This window comes from Sphingomonas sp. MMS24-J13, from assembly GCF_044905095.1.
Lineage (GTDB): Bacteria > Pseudomonadota > Alphaproteobacteria > Sphingomonadales > Sphingomonadaceae > Sphingomonas_I.
In genome coordinates, this window is record NZ_CP173258.1 from 2,145,764 (window position 1) to 2,160,830 (window position 15,067).

The 15,067-nt window shown below is 64.0% G+C and carries 12 protein-coding genes; 6 read left to right on the plus strand and 6 right to left on the minus strand.

The annotated features are described in order from the left end of the window. Positions 1-51: 51 nt before the first annotated feature. Together AB4Z44_RS10040 and AB4Z44_RS10045 are read right to left on the minus strand one after the other, a co-directional pair. Entirely contained in the window at positions 52-1,983 is a 1,932-nt protein-coding gene (locus tag AB4Z44_RS10040) for a flavin-containing monooxygenase (RefSeq protein WP_404713894.1), read from the minus strand. Positions 1,984-2,096: 113 nt separating this feature from the next. Then, positions 2,097-2,654: a cupin domain-containing protein gene (locus AB4Z44_RS10045; protein WP_404713895.1), complete on the minus strand. Its 558-nt coding sequence runs from the start codon at positions 2,652-2,654 to the stop codon at positions 2,097-2,099. A 173-nt stretch (positions 2,655-2,827) separates the two neighbouring features. On the opposite strand from AB4Z44_RS10045, the gene AB4Z44_RS10050 reads away from it, so the two are divergent. The 4 genes from AB4Z44_RS10050 to AB4Z44_RS10065 all read left to right on the plus strand — a co-directional run bounded on the left by AB4Z44_RS10050 (position 2,828) and on the right by AB4Z44_RS10065 (position 7,412). Then, positions 2,828-4,447 carry a GMC family oxidoreductase gene (locus AB4Z44_RS10050; protein WP_404713896.1) on the plus strand — a complete coding sequence of 540 codons (1,620 nt, stop codon included), beginning with the start codon at positions 2,828-2,830 and terminating at the stop codon, positions 4,445-4,447. Positions 4,448-4,574: 127 nt separating this feature from the next. After that, complete coding sequence (locus tag AB4Z44_RS10055; RefSeq protein WP_404713897.1) at positions 4,575-5,492, plus strand: hypothetical protein; 918 nt, start codon at positions 4,575-4,577, stop codon at positions 5,490-5,492. Between the two features lie 54 nt (positions 5,493-5,546). Beyond that, entirely contained in the window at positions 5,547-6,350 is an 804-nt protein-coding gene (locus tag AB4Z44_RS10060; protein WP_404713898.1) for an HpcH/HpaI aldolase/citrate lyase family protein, read from the plus strand. Positions 6,351-6,467: 117 nt separating this feature from the next. Beyond that, positions 6,468-7,412: an amidohydrolase family protein gene (locus tag AB4Z44_RS10065; protein ID WP_404713899.1), complete on the plus strand. Its 945-nt coding sequence runs from the start codon at positions 6,468-6,470 to the stop codon at positions 7,410-7,412. A 111-nt stretch (positions 7,413-7,523) separates the two neighbouring features. Here the strand turns inward: AB4Z44_RS10065 and AB4Z44_RS10070 are convergent, their stop codons facing one another. Genes AB4Z44_RS10070 through AB4Z44_RS10080 form a run of 3 tightly spaced genes read right to left on the minus strand, consistent with a single transcriptional unit; the run spans position 7,524 to position 9,842 of the window. Then, positions 7,524-8,462 carry a DUF6282 family protein gene (locus AB4Z44_RS10070; RefSeq protein WP_404713900.1) on the minus strand — a complete coding sequence of 313 codons (939 nt, stop codon included), beginning with the start codon at positions 8,460-8,462 and terminating at the stop codon, positions 7,524-7,526. A gap of 13 nt (positions 8,463-8,475) precedes the next feature. Further along, positions 8,476-9,132, minus strand: coding sequence for an MFS transporter (locus tag AB4Z44_RS10075; protein WP_404713901.1), 657 nt, complete (start codon positions 9,130-9,132; stop codon positions 8,476-8,478). Then, positions 9,108-9,842, minus strand: coding sequence for an MFS transporter (locus tag AB4Z44_RS10080; RefSeq protein WP_404713902.1), 735 nt, complete (start codon positions 9,840-9,842; stop codon positions 9,108-9,110). Before AB4Z44_RS10080 ends, AB4Z44_RS10075 begins: the two co-directional genes overlap by 25 nt. Before the next feature lie 259 nt (positions 9,843-10,101). On the opposite strand from AB4Z44_RS10080, the gene AB4Z44_RS10085 reads away from it, so the two are divergent. Both AB4Z44_RS10085 and AB4Z44_RS10090 read left to right on the plus strand, forming a co-directional pair. After that, positions 10,102-11,946, plus strand: coding sequence for a nuclear transport factor 2 family protein (locus AB4Z44_RS10085; RefSeq protein WP_404713903.1), 1,845 nt, complete (start codon positions 10,102-10,104; stop codon positions 11,944-11,946). Between the two features lie 86 nt (positions 11,947-12,032). Beyond that, positions 12,033-13,034 (plus strand): LLM class flavin-dependent oxidoreductase, encoded by a 1,002-nt coding sequence (locus AB4Z44_RS10090; RefSeq protein ID WP_404713904.1) that lies wholly within the window; start codon positions 12,033-12,035, stop codon positions 13,032-13,034. A gap of 32 nt (positions 13,035-13,066) precedes the next feature. Here AB4Z44_RS10090 and AB4Z44_RS10095 read toward each other — a convergent pair whose 3' ends face one another. Next, positions 13,067-15,013, minus strand: coding sequence for a transglycosylase domain-containing protein (locus AB4Z44_RS10095; RefSeq protein ID WP_404713905.1), 1,947 nt, complete (start codon positions 15,011-15,013; stop codon positions 13,067-13,069). Positions 15,014-15,067: the final 54 nt, after the last annotated feature.

Sequence of the window (15,067 nt, forward strand, 5' to 3'; positions counted from 1 at the left end):
CTCTCCTATGATCGGCGAACCACCGCTTCTCGTTGCTTATGCACCCGCCCGTCAGTGGATTTCCATGTCCGCGAAATCGGGATGGAGCAGAAATTCGCGCACTTCATAGCCGGTGAACGGGATTTGCGAGGCGGTGCGGCCATGCTTGGTCCACCAGTAATTGTGCGCACGCGGATCGGCCCACACTTTCATCCGGTTCCCCTCGTCGACCAGCTTGTTGTAGCGCCAGTAAGCGTCTTCCTTGACCTCGATCGTGTCCTTCCCGTCGAGGATCAGCTTTTCCATGCACTGGAGCGCGTAGATCGTGGTCATTTCGTGGAACTGCGCCACGGGCAGCCCGCCATTGGTATTGGGTCCATAGAGCGCCCACAGATTGGGGAAGCCCGGCATCATGCAGCCGAGATAGGCACGCGCGCCGTCGGCGGCCCATAAAGCCTCGATCGTCTGGCCGCCGCGCCCGGTGATCGTCATCGGATAAAGGAAATCGTTGGCGCGGAAGCCGGTCGCATAGACGATCACGTCGACATCGTGCTGGACGCCCTGCCCGTCTTCGATGCCGGTGCGGTTGATGCGGCGAATGCCGTTGGTCACGAGCGTGACATTGTCGGCCTGCAGCGCATCGAGGATGCTGTACTCCGGATCGACCACCACCGGCCGCGCCGACCACGCCGGATGGTTCGGCGTCATGATCTCGACCAGCTTGGGATCGCTGAGCTTGCTTTCGAGAAAGGCGATGCTCGCGTCGCGCGCCGCCTTGTTGACCGCACTGCAGGCGAAGGGATCGTCGAAATCGGGATCGATATCGAAGATCTTCGCAAGATCGGGCCCAGCCGCATAGAAGGCCCGAAAGCGCATGAAATTGGTGTGATAGGGCAAGTTGCGATCGAGCCACTGCACCTGCGGCGACGATTCCGAGAGATAGCCTGGCACGGGAAACAGCCATTGCGGCGTACGCTGGAAGACGGTGACGTGGCCGGCGGTATGCGCGAGTTCGGGTACGAGCTGGTAGCCGGTGCAGCCCGTGCCGATCACTGCGATCCTTTTGCCGGCAAGATCGACATCCTCGGGCCAGCGCGCGGTATGCCATGACGGGCCTTCGAAATCACGCATGCCCTCGATTTCGGGCATGTTAGGCCGATTGAGGAAGCCGACGCCGGTGATCACCGCATTGGCCAGCAGGGTGTGCTCGCCTTGGGGCCCGTCGACATGGATCTCCCACATCGATGCCGCTTCGTCCCAGGTCAGCGCGCGCACTTCGGTATCGAAGGTGATGTCGCCGCGAAGATCGAATTCGTCGGCAACCCAGTCATAATATTTCTGGTTCTCGACGTGATTGCCGAACGCATAAGGATACGGAAAGTCGACCCCGAACAGGTTCATGTACGACCGGCTCGGCGTATCGACCCGCGCGCCCGGATAGCGGTTCTCGTACCAGGTGCCACCGACGCCCGAATTCTTCTCGACGATATGATAATGGATGCCGGCGCGCTTCAATTGCACCGCGGCGTTCAGCCCGCCCATGCCCGCGCCGATAATCATCACGCTGAACGTTTCGAGCCGCGCCGGATCGGGTTCAGCCTGCCATTGGAGCGACCGTGCCCACGGATCGAGCGCGGTTTCCTCGACCATCAGGTCGATCGCCTCCGCCTTGATCTCGTGACCGACGATCAGCGCCAGGCTCTCGGGCAGCCTTTCCTCGGGTCCATAGCCGATCCGGCCCGCACCTGAGTCGCGATAGGCCTTGAGGAAGTCGACGGCCTTGCGCCTTACCAGCGCGGCGTCCGCGTCGGTCGCGGGCGCCACCACTTCCGCGCGGCCCATCTTCACGCGCTTCAATTCCATCGCCTTGAGCTCGGGATCACCGGTCAGCTGATAGAGCAGACCGCGCAGCACCATCAGGTCCGCATGGCCGACCGCGTCCTCAATCTGTGCGTCACTCGCCATGCGCAATTCAGGGCGCACCGGCGCTTCGATCGTCGCCATCCTCAACCTTCCCGCTTTCGATCAAATTAACATGATAATCAGTTTAGGAGCAATGATGATTCGGTGCCCAACGCCCGCCCGAAAGCCCTTTCCCTTTGGGAGAGGGCGTAACTTCAATCGTTCGGATTGTGCGGCGGCCAAGGCGGCATCGGGCCGATGATCTTCTCCAGATCATCGGTGATCCGCCCTGCAACCATCACCACCAGCACCCGGCAATGCGCGCCGCTGCGATTGACCCAGGCGTGGTTGGTCGCGCGTTGAACGATCGTGTCCCCCCTGCGCAGCACCACTTCATGATCGGCATCGTCGAGCAGCATGACGATCTCGCCCTCGAGCACGTGGAGATAATCGATCGAGTTGGTGCGGTGCATGAAAGGTTCGGCACCCGGCACCGACGGCGGAATATCGGTGATCCGCACCCGGACACCCGTATTCGGAATACCGAAATGGACCGGGCCATCGGTCGGATCGCGTTCGGTCGCATCGATCGGCGCGGGCACGACGTCCGACTCCCAGATGTCCTGCACGCCCCAGCTGCCGGCGGCGAGATCGCCGTGGAAGGTGGGAAATCCATCGATCAGCACGATCGACTTGCCGGCCGCGTCATGCCCGGTGACGACGCGGCGAAGGCGCGGATACCGCTCCGCAATTGCTTCCTTGTCCAAGGCCATGCTCTCGCTCCCCATCCCTCTTGCCTGTCGTTTGACGGGTTATTATTAACGTGTGAAGTATATATGCGGCACGGGGCACTGCACAACCTGATTCTGACGGGGTGGCACTGGCCCTTCACATCATTAGGGTGGAAATGGATGATCGGAGTGGTGATGTCTTGCCTGGCGCGGCGATGAAGGCGTTCGATTATATCGTGATCGGATCGGGATCGGCCGGATCAATCGTGGCGGCGCGCTTGAGCGAGGATCCCGACGTTTCGGTGCTGGTGCTTGAGGCGGGACGGCGCGACGATCATCCCTTCATGCCGATGCCGATCGCCTTTCCAAAGGTAGCGACCAACCCCAAATTCGTCTGGCCATATGAGACCGAGGAGGAGCCCGGCCTAAACAATCGCAAGCTACCGATCTGGCGCGGCAAGACGCTGGGCGGATGCTCGTCGATCAATGCGATGATCAACGTCCGCGGCAGCCGGCATGATTACAATATCTGGCGCCAGCGCGGGCTGGAGGGCTGGGGCTATCGCGACGTCTTGCCCTATTTCAGGAAACTGGAGAGCAGTTGGCGCGGGCCGGGGATCTATCATGGCACCGACGGGCCGGTCGGCAATGCGCCGGTCGATATTGCCGATGCGTACTTCCCCACTCTCGAACGCGCCGCCGCCAATGCCGGGCTTCCGATCTGTGCCGATCACAATGGCGCCGATCAGGAAGGCGTGAGCCGGATGGAAATCACCACCAATTCCGGTCGCCGCGCGAGCACGTCACGCGCCTATCTCCATCCGGCGATGAAGCGGCCGAACCTGACGGTCCTGACCGGCGCGCAGACGACCCGCATCCTGATCGAGGGCAAAACCGCGATCGGAGTCGAATATCGGCGCAAAGGCGCGATCGAGCGCGTCTATGCCGATCGGGAGGTGGTGCTGAGCGCCGGCACCTACAGCTCGCCGCAAATCCTGATGCTCTCGGGCATCGGCCCGGCCGATCAGCTCCGATCGCTCGGCATCGATGTGGTGCAGGATCTGCCGGGGGTCGGCACTAATCTGCAGGAGCATCCCAACCTGCTCAACATCTACCGCACCGATGGAAAGCTGGGGCTGTCGCGCCACCTCCGGCTCGATCGCGCGACGCTCGCGGTCGCGCGCTGGGCCTTGTTCGGTGACGGGCCGTTCGCGACCGCAGGCACGATGGCGAACATCTTCCTGCGCACCCGGCCGGAACTCGAGCGCCCCGATGTTCAGATCATCACCATGCCGCTGCACCAGCATGCCGAACTGTGGTTTCCACTACTGACCAAGCCGCCTATCTACGCCTTCACCGCGCGGGTCGGCATCCTCCACGCGCAATCGCGCGGCTGGGTTAAGTTGCGATCGGCCGACCCGTTCGATCTGCCGCGCATCCGCTTCAACATGCTCACCGAGCAAGCCGACGTGGATGCTATGGTCAATGCGGTGAAGCTGAGCCGCGAAATCTTCAGCCAAGAGCCGATGTGCCAGCTGATCGCCGAGGAATTGCTGCCCGGGCCACAGTGCCAGACCGACGCCGAACTGGCGCAGGCGATCCGCGAGCAGGCCGAGCATCGCCACCACGCGGTCGGTACCTGCCGGATGGGGATCGACGATCAGGCGGTGGTCGATGCGCACCTGCGCGTGATCGGCATCTCCAATCTACGCGTCGCCGATGCCTCGGTTATGCCCGAAGACCCTTCGGGCAACACCAACGTGCCGACCATGATGATCGGCGAGAAAGCCGCCGATCTCCTGAAAGGACAAGTTTTAGAGCCGATCGACGCATAGTTTGGGGCTGGTCGGCTCAGGCATAGCCAGCATCCCGCCGTTGACTCGATCGACCGCAAAATATACTTATCATGTTATGTTTTGAAACGCAGCTGCACGAGCGGCCGGCGCGGAGAGGAAGCGGCTGATGTACGATAAATCGGACCCCCGATCGAAGCTTTCGACCGCACCGCGCGACGCCAACAACACCGGCAGCACCGCGACTCCGGCCAGCTACGGGCTCTATTATCGCGACGATCCGGTCGAGAGCGATGCCAACGGCAAGGCGTGGTACACGCGCGGCCAGGACCTGCTGGTCAATTATATCGAGGCGGCGCCGGGCGCGACTTTCTCCCGCATCGGCCAGCATGACGAATATATGATCGTCCTGCCTGACGAGAACACGCCCTACACGGTCTCGGCGTTGGGCGAGACGAAGGAGGGCCCCGGCCATCAGGTGATCATTGTGCCGCCGGGCGACAGCGAGATCACCCTGCCCCAGGGCGGTGTCGTGGTGCGCCTGTTCTCGACCCAGTCGGACGATCTCAACGCGAAGTGCGCCAATGCCGCGACCTATGCCGTGCATGATCCGGCAATCCCCGAGTTCAAGCCGTGGCCCGATCCGGTCGATGGCTTCAGGCTGCGGGTTTACGATCTGTGGAAGGATCGCGTGCCCGGAAAGATCGGCCCGATCTGGCGCTGCACGACGATCATGCTCAACTTCCCGCCGCCGGGCGGCGGCCCGCGCGACATCACGAAAATGTCGCCGCACAGCCACCCCGATTTCGATCAATGCTCGCTGGTTCTGGCCGGGTCGTTCCTCCACAATATGCGCTGGCCGTGGGGGCTCAACAAGAATGAGTGGCGCCCGGACGAATTTCCGGTGACCGAGGCGCCGTCGGCGACGATCATCCCTGCACGCGTCATCCATTCGTCGGAAAGCCTGCACAAGACCGGCAACCGCATGGCCGACATCTTCGCCCCGCCGCGGCTGGATTTCTCGCTGCTGGAAGGCTGGATCCAGAATGCCGACGAATATCCGATGCCGACTGAGACAAGCGCCTGACCGGGCCGCGATCTATGCGCGCGCCTCCCGATGCCGTTCGAAAGAGTTGACCCGATGACATCCGCCCCCCGCCCAGATCCGCGCGATTTCCGCAAACGGCTGCTCGCCCGCGAGCCGTTGATCGGCAGCTTCCTCAAATTCCCGGGGCCGCAGGCAACCGAGATTTTCGGTTCGATCGGCTATGATTTCGTCATGCTCGACGAAGAGCATTCGCCGTGGACGCGCGACCAGCTCGGCATGGGGCTGCTCGCTGCCAAGGCCTATGGCACCGCCGGCTTCGTGCGTGTCTCGCGTCCCGATGCTGCCAGCATCCTTTCGATGCTCGACGATGGCGCGATCGGGGTGATGGTGCCGCATGTCACCTCGGCGCAGAAGGCGCACGATATCGCCTCGTGGGCGCGCTACAAGGGCGGCACGCGCGGTTCGGGTGTCAGCCGCGGCGGCGATTATGGCGGGCGGGTCGGCGCCGGCGGGATCGACGGTTATTATGCCGATTCCGACGCGATCACGACGGTGTTCGCAATGATCGAGGATGCCGAAGCGGTCGAGCAGATCGACGAGATCGTCGCGGTCGACGGGATCGACGCTTACTTCATGGGCCGAGGCGATCTCGGGCTGTCGCTGAGCAACGTGCAGGGCGCGGCCCCCACGCTCGACGAGGCGGTGAAGAAAGTCGCCGACGCGGTGCTCGGGGCGGGCAAGATCCTGGCGGCGGTGACGCCGAACATGACTTCCGACGACGCCAAGGCAATGAAGGATGTCGGGGTAACCGTGCTGATGGTCGGCAGCGATCAGGGCTTCATGCGCGCGGGCGCGCTGGGGCAGCTCGGCCATTTCGAGACGCTGATGAAGGGCTGATCACAACGCCGTCATGCCAGCGAAAGCTGCATCTCGGGAGGATATGAGCGCACCTGGACAACGCACAACCCCAACTTCTGCTGGGGTGCCGAGAAGGGGATGCGCAGGGGAGAGAAGATGTCCGGACCGTATCGCCTTTATGATTCACACGCCCATCTGGTGTCGGACGATCCCGTGCGTTACCCTCACAACCCGTTCAAGCTGAACCCGCCCAAGGACGGCAAACCCGCGATCCGCGCCCCGTTCGGCCCCGGCACGGTCGGTATCCCTGGCGGCATGCACGGCCCGTCCCCCGTCAATGAAAAGCCGACCGCCGAGCAGATGCACGGCTGGATGGCCGAATTGAATGTCGTCGGCATCGCGGCGGTACAGAAGGGCATGATCTACGGCACCGACAATTCCTATATCGTCGATGCTGCCAGCCTGTTTCCGGACGAGATGAGCGCGGTGATCATCGTCGATCCGCAGGCGCCCGAGACCCCGCAGGCCATGCGCGATTGCGCCAAACGCGGCGCGGTCAGCATCCGCTTCTTCCCGGTCAATGTCATCGATAAAGCCGCCTGGTTGACCACGCCCGCCGCGATCGCGGTATGGGAACTGGCCGCCGAACTCGGGCTCGTGGTCGATCTCGAGGCACCGCCTTACGACGCCGAAGATATGATCCCTGTCGTCGAAGCTATGGCCGATCGCTTCCCCGGCATGGCGATCGTGCTCGATCACGTCTTCATGCCCGACGTGACCCAGCCTGATTTCGGCATCGGCGCCCAGTTCGACGGCTTCGCGGCGCGTAAGAACATCTACGTCAAATTCACCTCGCTGATCATGGACGTGATCCGCGAGCAGGGCGTGGCGCCAGAGGCGGTGCTGCGCCAGACGGTCGACTTCTACGGCGCGGATCAGGTGATGTGGGGATCGGACATCGGCACCTCGTCGGGCACCTACAAGGAGATGGTAGAGCGCGCGATCGCCTCGACCGCGCTGCTGACAGAGGAGGAGAGACGCAAGGTGCTGCACGATACCGGGCGGCGGGTGTTCGTCGGATGGGACGGAGCGAGCGACTAAATCAGCACGCCGGGCGCGGGGCGCGAGATGGATGGCTTCCGCCCTGCCGACATTGATAACGCTGCTGCCGGAAACGCTGCCAAAGATCGGCGGCGTTCCGGTGTCGGGTTGTTATTCATCCATCCCGAGCAAACGCAGCGGGTTGAGCGAGATCATCTTGCGAATATCCTCTTCCGAATAGCCGAGACCGAGGCAGACCTTGATGACGTTGCGGAAGCCCAGCACCGGATGATCGTTGCCGATCTGGCCGAGATCGGAGGCGAGGATCGTGCGATCGACCGTCCCCGCCTTGATCAGGCCATCCAGCGCCTCGGGCGGGAGCGGGTTGCGAGCGACCTTCGACATGCGCACGAACATGCACAGCGAATGCTCGATATAGGCGCCCATCTCGACCAGCGCGCGGATGTCGTCGTGCGTGGCATCGATGATGAAGCTCGGATGATTGACCAACAAGCGCGTGACGCCGCGCTTCAGCGCTTCCTCGAACACCGTGAATATCTCCGAGATGTGGAGATGCCCGCCCGACAGGATCACGTCGTTCGCGGCGATGAGGTCGAGGATTTCCTTGACCTCGTCCTTGACCTCACCATCGGGATCGATCGGAGTGAGCGGATCGAACATGATCATCTTCTTCGTCGTGTGCGGGAAGTTGGCCTTGATTCCGAACGGCGAGTCGTAATGGTTCTTCGACGCGAAGGTCGGCATCCACACCAGCTTGGCGCCGAGCGCGATGCCGTGATCGACCGCATATTTGTTGAAGCCGCCGACGGCATTGTTGAGCGGCACGCCCGAAAATAGCGCCACGTTGAGGTGGCCGTGCGTCTGGTTGAGCAATTCGGTGATCGGGGTCGCCGAATAATAATGATCCTTGATCAGCATCGCGCGGAAGCCCGCGGCCGAAGCCTCCTCCAACGCCTCGATATGGTTGAGATCGCGCGGCATCACCGAGGGTCCGGAGTGACAGTGCATGTCGACCGCGCCCACGAGCAGGCGCGAGACGCGATCCTCCAGATCCTCTTCGATGGGTTGGGGTGTCAGGGTCGTCGCCATGGTCGATTTCCTCCTAAGCGCCTTCCTGGATCCGCTGCCGATAGACGCGCCCATAGGGCGCAAGCGATTTCCACAGGAAGAAAGCAGTGAGCGGGCCAGCCACCAGCCGCACGGCGACGATGACGTAGCGAAGATCGGATTCCGAATGCGCGATATGATCGGTGATTAACGCCACCAAGGTCGGCCCGAGCGAACCCGCGATCGCATTCTGAAGAATGAAGTACATCACGTTGATTTGGCTGCGCATTTCGTTCGGCGTCGCCACGTTGAGCGCGGCATTGTAGCCGGCCGCGCCCATCGTGCTGAGGACGCCGCCGATCGCGAGGCAGCCAAGCGCCGCCCAAGGATTGGGCAATAGCGGCCCGATCACGAACAAGGGGATCGGCAGGAGTTGTGCGAGGAACAGCACACGCAGATTGGCATCGTCATGGCGCTTGCCGAGGATTTCGGCGAGGCGCGCGCCGCCGAACAGACCGACGGTCGATCCGATGAGAGTGACGATGCCGAGCAAAGGACCGACCTTGGCCGGCCCCCAGCCATAGGTGCGCTCGTAGAAAGCCGGCAGCCATGCGCCAAGGCCATAGACCTGGAACGACATCAGCAGAACGCCGACGATCAGCGGCACATGCAGCGCGCGCTGGGCAATTACGAAGCGGACCACCTCGCGCACGGGATAGCCCCGGGCCGGCTCGGCCCCGTGCGGCGCGGCTCGGGCACCGAGACCATCACGATCGCGGCGACCAGCAATCCGGGCAGGCCGACCACCATGAAGACGAGTTGCCAATTGTAGATCACGCCGAGCCCGGCAATGTGGATCGGCGGAATGTGCGCGAACAGCCCGATCAGCACCCCGCCGATCACCAGCGACAGCGCCTGCCCACCAAGGAAGCCCGAATTGTAGATCGCGTAAGCGCGCGGCAATTTCTGCTTGGGCACCGCATCGGCGATGAGCGAGAGCGAGGCGGGGCCGCAGCCGGCCTCACTGCCGCCGATCACCGCGCGCGATACGAAGAAAGCCCAGAAATTCTGGGCAAGTCCGCACGATGCCGTCGCAAGGCTCCACACCGCCAGGCAACCCGAGATCAGGCTCTTGCGAACGCCGCGATCAGCCATGCGTGAGAGCGGCGGGCCGCCCACGACATAGAAGAAGGTGAAGGCGAAGCCGAGCAGCAAGCTCACCTGCGTATCGGTCAGGTGGAAATCCCGCTTCATCGGCTGGACGAACAGCGCGAGGATGCCGCGATCGATCTGCGACATGATGCCGACGACTGCGGTCATGTAGACGGTGAACCAGCCGCCCCGGCCCCCGGCGGACCGAGGAACAGGCGCAGCGGGCTCGGACGGCGTCTCGATCGCCATGCTGACATTGCCTCCGGTCACCCTGCCACCCTCTTCCGCTCAAGCGTTCGGGATCATCGCCCGCGCCCGATTTCTATTTGTCTCACCCAGCGATACAGTCGCCGCGATAAATATAACATGATAAGTATATGTCGCTGGTCGACAGTGTCAACGTGACGGTTTTCGGGGGCGAAAATCCGCTTCGGACCATATTGCGAGCCGCCCCAGGCAAGCGTGAGGGCGTGAGCCCGGCAAGCCGCCGAAGATTGACGGGAACGCCCCACGCCACGGATAAAAATCGATGCGCGTAACGATCATACTTGCTGCCGCGTTGATCGCGTCGACCGCCCTCGCCGCGCCCCGGCAGGACGGACTGGCCCGCGATCTTGATCGGGTGGAGTCGGTCCGCGCGATCAAGGCGCTCCAGCACGGTATCGCGCTCGAAGTCGAGGCGGGCCGATGGAAGGACGCGGCCGCGCATTTCACTCCGGATGCGCAAGCCGAATGGGGCGACGGCAAGCCATCGTCCGGCGCGAAGGCGATCGAGACGCATTTACGCCGCTTGCTCGGTGACGGCCGGGATGGCCGCATGCCCGGATCGGTTCATGCGCAATTGCTGATGGCGCCGGTGGTCACTCTCGCCGACGATGGCGAACATGCCAAGGCGCGGTGGCACGTTATCGCGATGCTGGGCGGGACAAGCGGCACGCCGCGCTGGAACGGCGGCATCTATGAGAATGACTATATTCGGGTGAACGGCGCATGGCGTATCGCGCGCATGAATTTCTATCCGCAGCTGCATGGGCCCTATGCCGGCGGCTGGCGCGATGCTTACCCAGACCAGAAGGTCTTCCCTTATCATTATGACGCCGCGACGGTCGGCAGGCCCGCGACGTCGGGACCTGCACCGTCGCCGCTGACCGCGAATGTCGCGCGACGCATCACGGCGCTGATCGACAGCGATGCGATCGCCAATCTGCAAAATGCCTACGGCTATTATGTCGATCGCAAGATGTGGGGCGACGTCGCCGATCTTTTCGAAGCCAACGCGACCTATTCGATCGACGGAACCCCCGAAGCACGCGGGGCCGCCGCGATCCGCGCGGCGCTGGAACGGGCCGATGGCCCCGCAGGCCTGCGGCATAGCGAGCTCAACGACCATGTCCAGATCGACATGCTCGTCTGCGTCGCGCCTGACGGCGTGCACGCCCGCACGCGCGGGATCGATCTGGGCATGACGGGACGAAACGACGGCCGAGCCTATTGGTCGCTTAGCCTGTTCGATAATCGCTTCGTCAAAGCGGGCGGCGTCTGGCAGATCGCCGCGATGCGGCTGATCCCCCGGATGAAGGCGGATTATGCGACCGGCTGGGGCAAGGGCGATCTGATCGGCAACACCGCCACCGGCGAACTGCCGCTCTTTTCCTGCGGCAGCGCCCCCGCCGCACCGCTGTCGATGACGGGCGAGGAGGCCGAGGCCCAGCTCCGCCGCGCCGCTGCCCGCGACGCGATCGAGAATGTCTCGGGCGCGTTCGGCAATTATATCGACGATTTCGCGTGGGAGGATCTGGGCCGCCTCTTCACTGCGACAGGCCGGCGCGAAGCGCCTGGCGTCGGCTTCTATGTCGGTCCGGTGCGGGTCACGAAAATGGAGCAGGTGCGTTACGGCAGCCTCAAATCGCCCCGCACCTTCGTGCCGATCCACGCACGCATCCAGCCGGTCATCGACGTGGCAGCGGACGGCCGTTCGGCGAAATATCGCACCCGTCTGCTCCAGCTCAACACGGCACTCGATCGCCCCGGCGGGATAACGACTGCCATGTACGAGGATGAAATGGTGCTCGATGGCGGAGCATGGAAATTCAAGTCGGTCGAAGTCGATCACCAGATGCAGACACTCGACATCGCCAAAGGCTGGACCGGCATCCCTGACGGCAGCGGGCTGCGCCTGTTGCCGCCCGCGGATTCGCTGCTTCGCACCTTCCCGCCCGACACGCCGATCGAGGGCGAGATGTACCCGCCCTTCCCTACGATCGGCATCATGTGGTTCCATTATGCCAATCCGGTGAGCGGTCGAAAGCCCGCCTATATGACGCCGAAGTCGGCGGCGGTGGTCAGTAGCAGGGATGTGCCCAGCGATCAGTGACGGCGCGCCAAGCTTTTCTTTGGCCCCCTTTCACCCGCTTCCATCGTCGCGCCGGCTGCCTAGATAGGATGGCGGAGAACTGATCTATGGTTGCGCTTTCGATCCTCGATCTCGTCCGCGTCCGTCAGGGCGGCAATGCCCGCATCGCGCTCGATGCGGCACGCGATCTGGCGGCCTTTGCCGAGACGCTCGGCTACACCCGCTTCTGGGTGGCCGAGCATCACAATATGCCGGGCGTGGCCTCGGCCGCGACCTCGGTCGTGATCGGCCATATCGCGGCGGGGACTAAGACGATCCGGGTCGGCGCGGGCGGGATCATGCTGCCCAACCATTCGCCGCTCGTGATCGCCGAGCAATTCGGCACGCTCGCCACCCTCTTCCCTGACCGCATCGACCTCGGCCTCGGCCGCGCCCCCGGCACCGATCAGATGACGTGGCGCGCGCTACGCCGTGATGCGATGAGCGCTGACCGCTTCCCTAGCGACGTGCTGGAGTTGCAGGCTCTGTTCGAACCGGTGCAGGAGGGTCAGCGCATTCAGGCCGTGCCAGGTGCCGGCACGCGGGTGCCCTTGTGGATCCTGGGATCGAGCCTGTTCGGCGCGCAGCTCGCGGCGCAACTCGGCCTGCCCTATGCGTTTGCGTCGCACTTCGCCCCGGCGGCGCTGCTCGACGCGCTCGCCGTCTATCGCCGCAATTTCGAGCCTTCCGAGCAACTGGCGCGCCCTCACGCGATGGTAGGCGTCAATATCATCGCTGCCGATACGGATGCGGAGGCGCGCCGGCTGGCCACAACCCAGCAAATGTCGGTCGCCGATCTGTTCCGCGGCGCCCGTGGGCTGAGCAAACCGCCGATCGACGATATCGACGATTACTGGACTCCGGTCGAACGAGCGCAGGCGGCAGGCTTCCTGGCGCGGTCGATCGTGGGGTCGCCTGCGACCGTGGCGGACGGCATGGCGAGACTAGTCGAGGAGACCGGAGCGGACGAATTGATGATCGTGTCGGATGTGTTCGATCATCAGGCGCGGTTGCGCTCGTACGAGTTGATCGCCGAAGCCGCTGCGCCGCTTGCCAAGGCGGCCGAATGACATGTTCCCTCTCCCGAAAGGGAGGGAAGGCCTCACAGATGCAACCCGCTCCGGATCCGATCGAACATCGATCGGAAGAATCCCCCTACTCCCGCATCCGGATCGACCTCCTGCGGCACCGGACGCGCCGCCGGGCGGGCGCCGATCGCGCCTTCCATGAAGCTGCGCCAGACATGGGCCGGCATGCCGCCACCCGCCACCCCTGGCAAAGGCTGGTTGTCGTCGCGGCCGACCCACACCGCCGTTACCAGGCCACCGGCAAAACCGACGAACAGCGCGTCGCGGTTATCCTGTGAGGTGCCGGTCTTGCCATAGACTTGCGTGTTGAGCCCGGCCCCGCGCGCCGTGCCGGTGTTGACCGCGGTGGAGAGGAGATCGAGCAGCATTTGCCGCTGATTCTCGTCCAGCCGGCGCTGGCCGTTCGCCGCACCCCCCGCATCCTGCGGCAGACCGTAAGGCCGCACCGGATAGGCACCACCCGCAACCGCCGCATAGGCTCCGGTGAGTTCCAGCAGGTTGGTGACCGATGTGCCGAGCCCGATCCCTGCATCGGGGCGAAGGGGACTCTGGATACCGAGGTCGCGCGCGGCCTGGATGACGGCATCGGAGCCGACCCTTTGCGTCAGCCGCACGGCTGCAACGTTGCTGGAGCGGGCAAAGGCCTCGCGCAGCGGGATCGGCCCGAGATAATGGCCGTCGGCATTGCGCGGCGACCAGCCTTCGATCGTGATCGGGCGATCCTCGACCTCGTCGTCGGGGGTCATGCCCGCACGCAGAGCCGCCAGATAGACGAATAACTTGAAGGTCGAACCCGGCTGCCGTTTGGCCTGCACCGCCCGGTTGAAACTGCTTGCACCATAATTGCGGCCACCAACCATCGCCACGACCCGGCCATCGGGACGCATCGCCACCAGTGCGACCTGTGAGCCGGGCAGACGGGCATGCGCGACCGCGGATTCGGCGAGGCGCTGGAGCCGGGCGTCGAGCGTCGTGCGGATCGTCGTGGTGGCATAGGCATCTTCGGCCTGCGCGGTCAGCGAATCGCCCTGGGTCGGCTTGGCCCGCACCATCGGCATGACCCAATCGCTGAAATAGGTCGCCTGGGTCGGCTCGGGCGCCGGACGGAGGCGTAGATTGACCGCCAGCGCGCGGCGCGCCTCATGCTCGTCGATGAAGCCCGCATCCCTCATCGCAGCGACGACCAGCGCTGCACGAGCCTGCGCGCCCGCCAGATTGGCGCTCGGCGCCAGCCGCGACGGCGCCTTCATCAGCCCGGCGAGCATGGCCGCCTCGCCGATCGTCAGCCGCTCGGGCGGCTTGCTGAAATAATGGCGAGCGGCGGCGCGCAAGCCATAGACGTTGTCGCCGAAATAGACGTCCGATAGGTAACGCGAGAGGATCTCGTCCTTGGTCAGCCACAGTTCGAGCCAGGGCGCGATCAGGAATTCGCGGAACTTGCGGGCAGCCGTGCGATCCGAATCGAGATAGACCTGCTTGGCGAGCTGCTGGGTGATCGTGCTGCCGCCTTCGCGCATCTGGCGGGCGCGCAGATCATGCCACGCTGCGCGCATCATGCCGCGCGGATCGACGCCGAAATGATGGTAGAAGCGGCGATCCTCGATCGCGACGAACGCCTCGCCGACATGGGCGGGCAGCGCGCGAACGTCGACCGGCCGATCGGTGATCGCCCCCCGCCGCGAGATGAGCGATCCGTTCGAGGCGAGCAGAGTGACACTGGGCGGCACGATCGGCCGCAAAGTCTGCGATGGCGGTGCGACGATCGCAAGCCACGTGCTTGTCACGACGAGCAGCAGGGCCAAAGCCGTGAGGAGCCACCCCGCCCTGCGCCAGCGGCGGGACCACAGGATGTGTGGCGGGATCCCGGTCTGCGCCGGTGGTGAAGCGGGGATCCCGGGGATCGGCGCAGCGGTTGGCGGCTCCTCGCGCTGACGCGTTTCATCGGGGCGGAGATCGAGCATCTAGTGTATTATACGAACAAAACACATCGAGTGGAAGTGTTTAAGATGGCATCC